Below are 13,073 nucleotides of genomic sequence, written 5' to 3'. Positions count from 1 at the left end.
GAATTTTTCGCTCCCGCAACCTGCACCCTGGTTTAAAATTTACGCCCCTCCAGACGAAGCAATAACTCTTTATTTGCAAGCCCCCCTGCAAAGCCGGTGAGCTTACCGGAAGTACCGATCACCCGGTGGCACGGTGCAACAATAGAAATCGGATTGCGGCCATTGGCGGCACCGACGGCGCGGACCGCTTTCGGGCGTCCGATGCGGCGGGCAATATCGCTATAACTGCGCGTTTCGCCAAACGGAATTTCAAGCAAGGCAGCCCAAACTTCTTTCTGGAACTCGGTACCGGTGAAATCGAGATCCAGCTCAAAACGGGTTCGTTTACCCGCAAAGTATTCATTGAGCTGTTGTTCGGTTTTCAGCAAGACCGGGAACGCAGGGTCTTCGATCATCTCACCCAGTTTCACTCGCCCATCGATTTCGCATTCCCATAAGATAGCCGTCAGCTTGTCACCCTTGGCGGCCAGCGTCAGTAATCCTACCGGTGAATCTATTCGCTTGAATCTGTATTCCATCTGCTCTGCCCTCTGCGTATATAGCGAACGACACTTTAGCGGAAATGCCGGAAGTGAACCAAGGGGAAAAACAGGGAATTGCGGGATGTATTCCATAAAAAATTCGGGAAATGAAGGCGTTACATGCAGGAATGTAACGCTTCAGGAGTAGGTTTTAAGAGGAAGTTACTTCAGCCCGAGCTGCGTGCGCAGTTCGGTTTTTGCCGCGTCGAATTCAGCCTGGAAATCCGGCTGCTCTGCCATTTTTTGGGCGATCAGCGCGGCGCCAGTGCGGCTCATCACGGTATCTGAACGGTAATGGAAACCGGCCACCAGACGGTTTTCGGCATACACAGACGCACGGGCAAACAAGGCGTTACGTTTTTCCGGCACCAGATCGCCGAGCACGGTCGCCATCAGATAACCGACGGTGGAATGCCCGGAAGGCCAGGAACCGGATTTGGATTTTTTCAGCAGCGGATGGATCTGCTCATCGAGCATGTACGGACGCGGGCGGTTGAACGCTTTCTTGGCGTGATCGTCCACCACGTCTTCGGTCGCAATCACGCGGTCAAACAGCGCGGCGGTTTTCGGCAGTTTTGCCGCGGTAAAGTCTGGTCCCATCACATCGGCAAAGCGCCAGACATTCTCTTCGGCGTCAGCGACCGCAGCCTTTTCCTGTTCCGGCGTACGGGTGGCCTGGATCTCCAGCAGCTCTTTCAGCTCGGCTTTTGTCTGCGCGGAATCATCTGCCGGTGGTGCCGGCAGGTATTTAGTCAGATCAAGTTCCTGGCTGGTGATAAAGGGTTTGGCCTCGTCCGCAGCCTGAACGGCGAAGGTCGAACCGAACGTGAAAAGCAGCAAAGCGATGACGGACTTACGCACGGTGAAATTCCTAATATGAGTTTGAATATCAGGAGAATAGTCAGAAAATGTGACGGTTCAATGACAGCTATGCGCCGAGCAGACCGAGTTTACCGGTGAGCTTTCTGACGACTTTTTTATTGCCCGCCAGCGCGATCCCCAGCAGTTGCAAATCTGCCGTCGGCACCCCAGAAACCGCCTCGCGAAACGCGGCGTAATCGGTGGTCTGTTGCCCTTCGACCGGAAAAATGATGCCGTCCATCTCGTCGTCGTTCAATAAATGCTGATGAAGATGCGTCAGTTGTTCGCTGTTCGCGACCAGCACACTGATACCAATCGGAATAAGCCCCGGATGCTGGCGTTTATCGGCGTCAATGAGCGGTGCGCCGACCAGCACCGGATGGCGTTGCCCGAGCGTCAGCGCCAGTACGGCAGCGGCATTGGCGGCATGTCCGGTGGAGAGTTGCTGATTGATGACAATCACGCAGCGTTCAGGGGGCGATAAAAGCAGGGTTGCAGGGGTAGTCATTGTTATGGGCTCCGGTTGAGTTGAAACCCGAGCTTAGCCTGTCGCGTTTTCTCAATCTGGAAGATTTGTGCACAGACGTCGGTAATGTGCCGGGGTGAGCTGATAAGCGCGGCGGAACCAGCGCCCGAGATGGCTTTGATCGGCGAAACCTAAATCAGCCGCCACTGTGGCAGGCGTGCCTCCTGCGGCCAGCCCGTCGCGGGCACGGGTCAGTTTTAGCTGGATGAGATAGGCGTGCGGCGGCAGACCGAACTCAGCTTTAAAAGCGCGGCTGACCACAAAACGACTTTCACCGGTGGCGGCGGCCAGCTGGTCGAGGCCGATGTCTTCATGCTGATGCGCGTGCAGATATTCCCGCGCCTGATGCGCCACCCGCGACCAGGGGACAGAAGGCTGTGACGGCGACGGCTGCCACGTCAGGTGTCCGCCCAGTGCGCCGAGTAATCCGTCGAGCGCGGTCTGGCGCACTATGCGTAACTCTTTGCCGTGCAGCGCCTGAAACGCCCGCGAGGTGGCCAGCGCCAGCTGCGGATCCTGCGCTAAGGTATTTTCAAAACTCGGGTCACCCGCGCAAGAAAGAGTGTCGCGCCGCGCGGCCAGCTCGCGGCTGAGCCACTGCGGATCGAGATACAACATGTGATAAGTAAAACCGCCGGGTTGGATGGCGTCACCGTCGTGGATTTCCCCCGGTTCGAGCATAAAGACTTTGCCCGGCAGGCTCTGATGTTTCTGGCGGCGACAGCTGAACTGCTGCAATCCCTGCTGGGTAACGCCGACCAGATAACTGTCGTGCCAGTGCGGATCGTAAGCGTGACCTTCGAAATGGGCATGGATCGTCTCGATCCCGCTGTCTGTATCTTTCGAGAAATTGACCCAGTTTGCAGATGCCATACATTCCCCGCTGAATGAATTAACAACAGGGTAACAAACGGGAGAGATGAATAAAACAGGGCGTGATTAAACGCCTCCCCCGCGAAGGGGAGGCGTTTAACGGGTGACTGAGATGCTATGAATACCCCACCCCTCCCGTTCGCAAGAGAAGGAGTTACCGCTTAACGCTTTCGATAAAGGTTTTACGGGCTGTTTTTGAGCCCAGACGTTCGGCTTCATCCAGCAATTTCAGCGCTTTATCCACGTCGCCCGCTTTCACGGCTTTCTTGATAGCATCATTGAAATAGCTTTCTGAATCGCTGAGCATTGGTTCGCTCGGCTTCGCCGGTGCAGCAGCAGGTGCAGCGGCGGCAGGCTGGGTATTACCGACGACCACTGGCGTGGCCGCAGGCGCTGTGGAAGACGGGAAGATCTGGCCGATCATCACGTTGCCCGTTCTCTGTTCGGCGCTGACTTTCAGGCTCAGGGTACCCGTTGGGGTATGACGGGCGATCGGATCCGGGATATCCGGCACGGCGTTACCCACGCCAGCCGCAAAGGCTTTGGCCGGGTTAGTCATCTGGGTGGTGCCCGCCAGATCCTGACGCGTGGTGTACACCAGCAGATAAATTTGTTTTTGACCCAGCGCTGGCGTCAGTTTCAGAGTGCCTTCCAGACGATCGCTGGAGACGATCCCCGGCTTCTGGTACGGGAAATAGCTGGAAGGGTAAAACGCTGCCGGGCGCATTTGCTCATCGAGCACTAACACGTTCGGCGCATAAAGGGTTTTGCCGGTGGCAATACTGGTCAGCGTGATCTCAAGGGATCCGCGATCGGCAGGCAAAGAATACGCCCCGACGGCACCCTGAATATCACCCTGATTAATCTGTACGCTGGAGGTTCCGAGCGTCACATCCTGCGTCACTGGCGGAACCAGCGGCGTCCATGAAAGGTTGCGTAAGGTCTGGCTGGAAATCGCCGGTGCCGTATTCGCATCATTTTGCGCGGCATAGGCCACCGCAGGAACAGCACCCATCAGGCTCAGAGACAGACACAGTGACAGCAGATTTTTTCTCATTGTTATTTCCTTTTGAATCACCATGAAGGCTGGCGGCTACCGTTGGCATTCCGCCAGCCAGCACATCTTCTTTACTGCGATTTTTTTTAAAGCTTACATTGCCATTTTTCCACACTCTTTCGGGTTGCCGGAAGGCAGCAAGCGTCCTGGTCCCCGGATGCGCAGACAACTACGTGACCGGGGCGAGGACGCGCAGCCAACGCATCGGCAGCGCGAAGGAGGAAGGAAAAATTTACCACCAGATTTCCATCTGGGCACCGAATGTCACTTCATCGTCGTTACCACGGCTGAACGTACGGGTGCTGGTGTCATTCATCGCTAAGCCATTGTTTGCGCCGCTGTCGGTGTCGTAACCCCATTTCTCATCCCAGTTCGCATAGGTGGCGAACACACGGATGGCCGGACGTGACCAGATGCTGTCGCCTGCCTGCCACTGTTGTGCCAGAGTGACTTTGTACTGACCGTTGGTGTCGCTGGTACGCTGAGATTTCACGTTGTCGTAACCGACTTCCAGCAGGGTACTCATGATTGGCGTCCATTTGTACATCGGGCGCACACCCACGGTGTACCAGGTCGCACCGTTGTTGTTGTCGCGGTCAACGTCCTGATACATCGCCACGTACATCAGGCTCCAGGTGTCGTTGAAGTCAATCGCACCGTGATCCAGAACGCGAACCATGTGGCCGTTGCTGTTTATGTTGCCGCCGTTAGAGTGCCCCGTCGCTGCGCCGGTATTTGGATCCGTCATGGAATCCGTCGCGTATTGCAGGACGAACTTGTTGTAGCCGTTGTAAATACTTTGCGTATGTTCTGCAGTCAGCAACACGCCGTCTTTGGCAGAGTTTTTATCCAGTGAGTAACCGTCACGCGCATTGGCACGACCGTAATCCACACCCAGTTCCAGCACGCCGCCTGGGTTCAGGTTCAGACCGGCCAGACGGACGTCGAACACGTCGTTGGAGGTCGGTACTTCGTTACGCTGATCGGCGATATACCCGTAGGAACCGCCGCTTTCAGTGTTACGGGTCGCAGCCAGAGACAGCTTGCCGAAGCCCAGATCCACATCTTCCAGACCGGCACCCGGACCTGAAATATCCCAGTAGTAGAAGTCGATCATGTGAACGTCATGACGTTGGTAGAAACGCTTACCAGCCCAGATGGTAGAGCCCGGCAGCCATTCGATCAGGTTCTTACCCTTCACGTTTGCTTCGCGGAAAGCCGGATCGGTTGACTCCCAGTCGTTCTGCTGTGAAACGGAATACGCGACGTTGGTATCGAAGTAGAAGCTCTTATCCCCTTCTTTCCACACTTCCTGGCCCAGTTTTAACTCGGCATAAGTTTCGCACTCGTTACCCAGACGATATTTGCTGTCAGCACCGGTGGCTTTAAAACATTGCTGCTCGCCGCCGCTGCCAGTCCAGCCAATGCCCGAACGGGCATAACCGGTGAAATCCACTGCCATTGCTTGTGTAGAAAGGATGCCAGCAGCCACTGCCAGCGCCAGGGAAGAACTACGCATTGTGATCATCATTTTCTCCTGTAGGGGATCGCGTGCTTTCAAACACCAGGTTCGGGGTGTAACCGGCGACAGGCTGTTCCATCCTCGTGGAACAGGTGGCAGCGGTGTGGCGGCAAACCGATGGCGAATGTTGCACCTTCTTCTACCAGCACCACGTCGTTCTGGCGGTACACCAGGTTTTGACGAATTGCCGGAATTTGGATGTGAATCTGTGTTTCGTTGCCCAACTGCTCGACAACCTGTACCTCGCCGGAGAGCGTCACTTCGGCGACGTCACTTGGCAGAAGGTGTTCCGGGCGGATCCCCAGCGACAGATTGCTGCCGACTTTCACGTTGCCGCCTTCCACCGGCAGCCAGACCTGCTGGCGGTTCGGCAATTCGACCTGCACGCGTGAAGCTTCGGCACCGGTGACTTTCACCGGCAGGAAATTCATTTTGGGTGAGCCGATAAAACCGGCGACAAAGCGGTTGGCAGGATAGTGATACAACTCGAGCGGCTTACCGACCTGCGCGATATGTCCGGCGTCGAGCACCACGATTTTGTCGGCCAGCGTCATCGCTTCGACCTGATCGTGGGTCACGTAAATCATGGTGCGTTTCAGGCGCTTATGCAGACGTGAAATCTCGATACGCATCTGTACACGCAGCGCGGCATCTAAGTTGGACAGCGGTTCATCGAGCAGGAACACCGTCGGCTCGGCAACCAGCGTACGGCCAATCGCCACGCGCTGACGCTGTCCGCCAGAAAGCGCTTTTGGACGTCGGTCCAGCAGATGCGCCAGCTGCAATACTTCAGAAACCTGATTCACGCGCTGATTGATTTCGGCTTTCTTCGCACCGGCGAGCTTCAGGCCAAAGGACATGTTCTCTGCCACGGAAAGGTGCGGGTACAACGCATAAGACTGGAACACCATGCCGATGCCACGTTCAGCGGGCGGCACTTCATTCATACGTTTATCGCCAATCTTCAGCTCGCCGGAAGTAATGTCTTCCAGGCCGGCAATCATGCGCAGCAGCGTCGATTTACCACAGCCCGACGGGCCGACAAACACCACGAATTCGCCTTCGTCGATGTCCAGGTTGATGTCACTGGAAATCACGGTGTCGCCAAAGGCTTTGTACACGCTGTTAAGGGAAACGCTCGCCATCCTGAACTCCTGTACTTGCTGCCAGCGATGAAACTCAATGCAACGAAGAGTGAAGGATTAGGCGTAAAGCGTAATCATCCGTAACAAAGTTTTTCATGGGGGAGGAGCAGGGAGGATGACGAGTTCGCGCAACCGGATGAAAGTTCACATCAAAAATCAAATTCGTGATCTGAATGGCAAAAATCGAACCATATTTTTGAGTGATGAACCACATAACGCCTGAGAGTGTCGGCGGGATCACATTCTGAGAGGCGGGGGCGTAGAGGGGGGGATGATGAACCCCCGGCGGGTTGAATCCACACTGGCGTCGTACCCTGTCTTTTCCGTCTATGACGTTAGAAAAACCGACTCCCTACAGGAATAAAAAGGATTGGATTATGACCCTCAGCATTAAGGTTCCTTTCATTAAGAAAGTCGTGAAACACACACTGGCACTCTCAGCGCTGGCGACGCTGGTGTTGTCATCTTCCGCTTTTGCCAAAATAGAAGAAGGAAAGCTGGTCATCTGGATCAACGGTGACAAGGGCTATAACGGCCTGGCGGAAGTCGGCAAGAAATTTGAGAAAGACACAGGCATTAAAGTCACGGTAGAACATCCGGACAAGCTGGAAGAAAAATACCCGCAGGTTGCAGCCACCGGCGGCGGCCCTGACATCATCTTCTGGGCGCACGATCGTTTTGGCGGCTACGCACAGTCTGGTTTGCTGGCTGAAATCAGCCCGGATCAAACCTTCAAAGACAAACTGTTCCCGTTCACCTGGGACGCCGTGACCTTTAACGGCAAGCTTATCGGCTACCCGGTCGCGGTCGAAGCGCTGTCGCTGATTTACAACAAAGACATTATCAAAGAAGCGCCAAAAACCTGGGAAGAAATCCCGGCGCTGGACAAGGAGCTGCGTGCTAAAGGCAAAAGCGCCATCATGTGGAACCTGCAAGAACCGTATTTCACCTGGCCAATCATTGCCGCGGATGGCGGTTATGCCTTCAAGTTTGAAAACGGCAAATACAACATTAAAGACACCGGCGTGAACAACGCGGGTTCTCAGGCAGGCCTGCAATTCATCATCGATCTGGTGAAGAACAAGCACATCAACGCCGACACCGATTACTCCATCGCCGAAGCCGCCTTCAACAAAGGCCAGACCGCGATGACCATCGACGGCCCGTGGGCATGGTCAAACCTCGACAAGAGCAAAATCAACTACGGCGTGACGCTGCTGCCGACCTTCCATGGCAAACCGTCTAAACCGTTCGTCGGCGTGCTGACTGCCGGGATTAACGCCGCCAGCCCGAACAAAGAACTGGCGAAAGAGTTCCTCGAAAACTACCTGATCACCGACGACGGTCTGGCGGTAGTGAATAAAGACAAACCACTGGGTGCAGTGGCGCTGAAGTCTTATCAGGAACAGCTGGAAAAAGACCCGCGTATCGCCGCCACCATGGAGAACTCCAAGAACGGCGAAATCATGCCTAACATTCCGCAGATGAGCGCCTTCTGGTACGCAGAACGCAGCGCAATCATCAACGCAGTGAATGGCCGTCAGACCGTTCCGCAGGCACTGAAAGACGTAGAAACACGCATTACCAAGTAATGATTGTGATGTCGTTAATGAAGTTAAGGTAATGAAATAAACGGTGCGGCCTGATGAAGTCCGCACCGTTACTAAAAGGATTTCCCTATGCCAGTAGCCAAAAAACGACCGCTCGGCAACGCGTTAAAATGGCTGGCCATCGGCCTGCTCGCCTGCTTATCCGGTTACCTGATCGTGCTGATGTATGCGCAGGGTGAATACCTCTTTGCCGTTCTGGCGCTGATCCTCTCCAGCCTCGGCCTCTATATTTATGGCAACCGCCGTGCCTATTCGTGGCGCTACGTCTATCCCGGTCTGGCCGGGATGTCGTTATTTGTGCTGTTCCCGCTGGTGTGTACCATCGCGATTGCCTTTACTAACTACAGCAGCACCAACCAGCTGACTTTTGAACGTGCGCAGTCGGTGTTAATGGGCCGCGAATTTCAGGGTGGAAAAGCACTGAATTTTGCACTCTTCCCTGCGGGTGAGAAATGGCAGCTGGCGCTGACATCCGCAGACAGCAGCGAATCACTGGTATCCCCGCCGTTTGCCTTCGACGCCTCCGCGCCACAAACGCTGGAAATGACGCCGCAGGCCGTTCCCGCCGGTGACAAAGCCGGATTACGCGTGGTGACGCAAAACCGTCTGGCGCTCGGCCAACTGGCTGCCAGACTGCCCGACGGCGAAACCCTGCGCATGAGTTCCCTGCGCCAGTTCTCCGGCACCCAGCCGCTGTACAAACGGGCTGACGACGGCAAACAGCTGACCAACGCGCAAACCGGCACAATCTACCGCCCGAACATGGACACCGGTTTTTATCAGGCAGTGAACGCCCAGGGCGAATGGCAGGCTGAAAAACTCAGCCCCGGATTTACCGTTGGCATTGGCTGGCAGAATTTCCTGCGCGTCTTCCACGATGAAGGCATTCAGAAACCGTTCCTGTCGATCTTCGTCTGGACAATTGTTTTCGCGCTACTGACCGTGGTGCTGACCGTCGCCGTCGGCATGGTGCTGGCTTGCGTGGTGCAGTGGGAGGAGCTGAAAGGCAAAGCGGCATACCGCATCCTGCTGATCCTGCCTTATGCGGTACCGGCCTTTATTTCGATTCTGATCTTCAAAGGCTTATTCAACCAGAGCTTCGGTGAAATTAACCTGATGCTCAGCGCGCTGTTTGGCATAAAACCGGCGTGGTTCAGCGATCCGTGGACCGCCAAAAGTATGATCATTATCGTCAATACCTGGCTGGGTTACCCGTACATGATGATCCTGTGTATGGGTCTGCTGAAGGCAATCCCGGACGATCTCTACGAAGCGTCAGCAATGGACGGCGCCACGCCGATGCAGAACTTCTTTCGTATCACGCTGCCTTTGCTCATCAAACCTCTGACGCCGCTGATGATCGCCAGCTTCGCATTCAACTTTAATAACTTTGTGCTCATCCAGCTGCTGACCAACGGCGGGCCGGACATGCTCGGCACCACCACACCGGCCGGACATACCGATTTGCTGGTCAGTTACACCTATCGCATCGCCTTTGAAGGCGGCGGCGGGCAGGACTTCGGGCTGGCGGCAGCGATTGCCACGCTCATCTTCCTGTTGGTGGGCGCGCTGGCTATCGTGAATCTGAAAGCTTCACGCATGAAATTCGACTGAGGAGAAACAAACAATGCCAATGGTTAAACCTAAGTCGCAAAAAGTCAGATTACTGGTGACGCACCTGTTGCTGCTGTGCTTTCTGGCACTGATCCTGTTCCCGCTGCTGATGGTGTTCGCCATTTCGCTGCGCCCCGGTAACTTCGCCACCGGCAGCCTGATCCCGGATCAGGTCTCATGGGATCACTGGAAACTGGCGCTGGGGATCGCCGTCACCAACAGTGACGGCAGCATCACGCCGCCGCCATTCCCGGTGATGCTGTGGTTGTGGAACTCAATCAAAATCGCCGCGATCACCGCCGTCGGGATCGTCGCCCTGTCCACCACCTGCGCTTACGCCTTTGCCCGCATGAAGTTCCGCGGAAAAAGCTCGCTGCTTAAAGGGATGCTGATCTTCCAGATGTTCCCGGCGGTACTGTCACTGGTGGCGTTATACGCCCTCTTCGACCGCCTCGGCATGTACGTGCCGTTCCTCGGACTGAACACCCACGGTGGTGTGATTTTTGCATACATGGGCGGCATCGCGCTGCACGTCTGGACGATCAAAGGCTACTTCGAAACCATCGACAGCTCGCTGGAAGAAGCGGCTGCGCTGGACGGCGCCAGCCCGTGGCAGGCTTTCCGGCTGGTGCTCCTGCCGCTGTCGGTACCGATTCTGGCCGTCGTCTTCATTCTTTCGTTTATTGCTGCAATCACTGAAGTCCCGGTCGCCTCCCTGCTGCTGCGTGATGTCAACAGCTACACCCTGGCGGTCGGCATGCAGCAATATCTCAACCCGCAAAACTACCTGTGGGGCGATTTCGCGGCGGCAGCGATTCTGTCCGCCATACCGATTACGGCGGTCTTCCTGATTGCTCAACGCTGGCTGGTCGGTGGCCTGACGGCGGGGGGAGTGAAAGGGTAACTGATGTAAAAGCTAATGCGCTTAATCCCAGCAATGGGTGTTCTACTTGTTTGATTCCCTGTGTCTTGGGCGGCTTAATAAGCCGCCTTTTTTTTATCCGCTGAGCCCTGCATTCTGAAAGATTCAATGAAGACGGCTTCGGCAACTCGCATCACAGAGCACCGAGGTCTTGCAACAGCACGGCGTACACCGGGTGGATTATCGCTTTATCCCGACCCCATAACGGCGGTATGAGCTTTACATCATCGTCTTATGCGCCCTTTACGCAGCAGCCTGTTCACACCCTTCACGCATAAAAAAGGGGCTCTGCCTTCAGACAGAGCCCCTTCTCTCACTTCCTTCATCAACTTCAGCTCACTGACACTTTCCTGCGGCGTTTATCGAGGTCTTTAATCAGCTTATTCACCTGCTCATCGCCGAACATTTCTTCCAGCGTATGAGAAAGCTTACGTCGCCAGTTTGGGTATTCGTCACTGGTACCGGGGACGTTTACCGGCGCGTCCATGTCGAGCCAGTCTTCCGGCTGCAGGCCAAGCAACGCACAGGCGCTGTCGGCGACGTAGCGTTGAAGCCCACGATTTAGAACCGGCGTCATTTCCATCAGCGCCGCTTTGCGTCCGGTTTTCTTCGGAATGCAGTCGTAGTGATGCAAACCGTCGAGCAGACCTTGTCGCGCACGCGCGCGGTCGGCGTACAGCGCCTGTAAAACCTCTTCGTCACGGTACAGACCAAGGGTTTTTCCGAGCGCCAGATCGTCGCTTTGCCAGTATCCGCGCAGCGTGGGCAGATCGTGCGTGGTGATGGTCGCCATCGCCTGAACCGGATACGACTGCGGCGCACGGAAGTTATTTTCTTCGTCGCGCTCGAAGTACAGCACTTTATAGGAATAAACGCCGCTCTCGCGCAGCTTGCTGACGATCTCCACCGGTACGGTGCCCAGATCTTCGCCGATCACCATGCAGCGGTGACGCTGGCTTTCCAGCGCTAAAATCGCCAGCAGGTCGTCCACAGGATATTGCACGTAAGCGCCTTTATCCGCCGTTTCTCCGGCAGGGATCCACCACAGGCGCAGCAGCGTCATGACGTGATCGATACGCAACGCGCCGCAGCTGGTCATGTTAGAACGCAGAAGATCGATAAATGGCTGATAACCACGCCGGACCATGACATGCGGATCCATCGGGCGCAGATCCCAGTTCTGGCCGAGCGGGCCGAGGATATCCGGCGGCGCACCGACCGAGGCTTTCAGGCAATACAGTTCACCGTCTCCCCAGGTTTCAGAACCGCCTTCAACCACGCCGACCGCCAGATCGCGGTACAGGCCCATCGGCATATCTTGCTGCTGGCTGGTGTGATAACAACTGGCAAACTGCGTTTCCGCCAGCCATTGCAGCCACAGATAAAATTCCACGTCTTGCGCATGTTGCTCGCAGAATGCCCGAACCGCCCTGCCGCGTGCATCGTGATATTTTTCCGGCCAGCGGTTCCAGCCGAGTGCCACGTCAGTTTCTTTCGCCAGATGCTCGTAAAGCGCGTCGAACGCCGCCTGTAAATACAGGCTTTCGCCGCCCTGCTTCACAAAATTCGCCAGCGATTTCACCTGCGCATCCTGCGCCTTACGGCCCAGGAAATGGGCATAAGCGAGACGTAAACCTTCCAGTTTGAGCGGCATCACTTCGGCGTAATCCACCCACTCGCTGGCGCGTGCCGCCTGCAAACGCTGCTGCGTCAACGGCCTGTGCCACCAGATCTGCGCTTCTTCACTTCGCTTAAAATCGTCCACTGCCGCTACGTCGATATAAATGACGTTCAGCCAGCGTCGCGAAGACGGGCTGTAAGGGCTGGCGGCCACCGGATTGGCCGGATAGAGCGCGTGGATTGGATTGAGGCCGACAAACGCCCCGCCGCGTTCAGCCACGTTTTTCAGCAAAACGTTGAGATCACCGAAATCACCGATGCCCCAGTTGTTCTCCGAGCGCAGCGTATACAGTTGCACGCACGCGCCCCAGAGTTTTTTTCCGGCCAGCAACGCGTCAGGTTCATAGCAGCGTTTCGGCGCGACAATGATCCGGCACGCCCACTCCTGCGCGTCCTGCGTCAGCGTCAGCTGGTGATAACCGGTGGGAATTTTCCCCGGCAACGCCAGTGTCATTTTGCCGCTGACGCGACCCTGTGTGGTACCGCCATTTTCCAGACGCAGCGTCCAGCCATATTCGCCGTCACCGCCGACCGGCAGCGCCAGCCGGCTGCCGGTGACGAACACTTTAACCGCTGGCACCGGCGTGATGGCCGGGCGGGATTGTGCCACCCAGCCCATCGCCGACAACAGCTCACGTTTGGTTTCCGGCGCGATGGCCTGCTGTTTGCCGTGCGCATTAATAAAACCAGAGGAAATCCCCGCCTCCCTGGCGGCCTGCTCCAGTGCTTTATTTTCCATGGG

The 13,073-nt window shown here is 56.0% G+C and carries 11 protein-coding genes; 3 read left to right on the top strand and 8 right to left on the bottom strand.

What is annotated here, in order from left to right; genetic code table 11:
* Window positions 1–32: 32 nt before the first annotated feature.
* The 7 genes from TU92_RS03840 to malK form a co-directional block, all read right to left on the bottom strand.
* Window positions 33–518 (bottom strand): methylated-DNA--[protein]-cysteine S-methyltransferase, encoded by a 486-nt coding sequence (locus TU92_RS03840; RefSeq protein WP_112164638.1) that lies wholly within the window; start codon window positions 516–518, stop codon window positions 33–35.
* A 165-nt stretch (window positions 519–683) separates the two neighbouring features.
* Window positions 684–1,382 (bottom strand): acid phosphatase, encoded by a 699-nt coding sequence (locus tag TU92_RS03835; protein WP_112164637.1) that lies wholly within the window; start codon window positions 1,380–1,382, stop codon window positions 684–686.
* Window positions 1,383–1,449: 67 nt separating this feature from the next.
* Window positions 1,450–1,890: a DUF2000 domain-containing protein gene (locus tag TU92_RS03830; protein WP_112164636.1), complete on the bottom strand. Its 441-nt coding sequence runs from the start codon at window positions 1,888–1,890 to the stop codon at window positions 1,450–1,452.
* A 51-nt stretch (window positions 1,891–1,941) separates the two neighbouring features.
* Complete coding sequence (locus TU92_RS03825; RefSeq protein WP_112164635.1) at window positions 1,942–2,781, bottom strand: AraC family transcriptional regulator; 840 nt, start codon at window positions 2,779–2,781, stop codon at window positions 1,942–1,944.
* Window positions 2,782–2,935: 154 nt separating this feature from the next.
* Window positions 2,936–3,838, bottom strand: a complete 903-nt coding sequence (gene malM / locus TU92_RS03820) for a maltose operon protein MalM (protein ID WP_112164634.1) — start codon at window positions 3,836–3,838, stop codon at window positions 2,936–2,938.
* A 232-nt stretch (window positions 3,839–4,070) separates the two neighbouring features.
* The gene (locus tag TU92_RS03815) at window positions 4,071–5,369 is read right to left on the bottom strand and encodes a maltoporin (RefSeq protein WP_167457506.1); all 1,299 of its coding nucleotides are present in this window, start codon (window positions 5,367–5,369) and stop codon (window positions 4,071–4,073) included.
* Window positions 5,370–5,395: 26 nt separating this feature from the next.
* Window positions 5,396–6,505 (bottom strand): maltose/maltodextrin ABC transporter ATP-binding protein MalK, encoded by a 1,110-nt coding sequence (gene malK, locus TU92_RS03810; protein ID WP_112164632.1) that lies wholly within the window; start codon window positions 6,503–6,505, stop codon window positions 5,396–5,398.
* Between the two features lie 377 nt (window positions 6,506–6,882).
* Here malK and malE point away from each other — a divergent pair, with 377 nt between their 5' ends.
* From malE to malG, 3 genes are all read left to right on the top strand, one after another.
* Window positions 6,883–8,097, top strand: coding sequence for a maltose/maltodextrin ABC transporter substrate-binding protein MalE (gene malE, locus TU92_RS03805; RefSeq protein WP_112164631.1), 1,215 nt, complete (start codon window positions 6,883–6,885; stop codon window positions 8,095–8,097).
* A gap of 87 nt (window positions 8,098–8,184) precedes the next feature.
* The gene (malF, locus tag TU92_RS03800; protein ID WP_112164630.1) at window positions 8,185–9,729 is read left to right on the top strand and encodes a maltose ABC transporter permease MalF; all 1,545 of its coding nucleotides are present in this window, start codon (window positions 8,185–8,187) and stop codon (window positions 9,727–9,729) included.
* Window positions 9,730–9,742: 13 nt separating this feature from the next.
* Window positions 9,743–10,633 (top strand): maltose ABC transporter permease MalG, encoded by an 891-nt coding sequence (gene malG / locus TU92_RS03795; protein WP_112164629.1) that lies wholly within the window; start codon window positions 9,743–9,745, stop codon window positions 10,631–10,633.
* 349 nt (window positions 10,634–10,982) lie between these two features.
* Here the strand turns inward: malG and malQ are convergent, their stop codons facing one another.
* Window positions 10,983–13,070 carry a 4-alpha-glucanotransferase gene (gene malQ, locus TU92_RS03790; protein WP_112164628.1) on the bottom strand — a complete coding sequence of 696 codons (2,088 nt, stop codon included), beginning with the start codon at window positions 13,068–13,070 and terminating at the stop codon, window positions 10,983–10,985.
* Window positions 13,071–13,073: the final 3 nt, after the last annotated feature.

Origin of the sequence: Rahnella inusitata, assembly GCF_003263515.1 — a bacterium.
GTDB classification, from domain to species: Bacteria; Pseudomonadota; Gammaproteobacteria; order Enterobacterales; family Enterobacteriaceae; genus Rahnella; species Rahnella inusitata.
The sequence above is the reverse complement of the archived record's forward strand: the minus strand, read 5'-3'. Positions and strand labels throughout refer to the sequence as shown.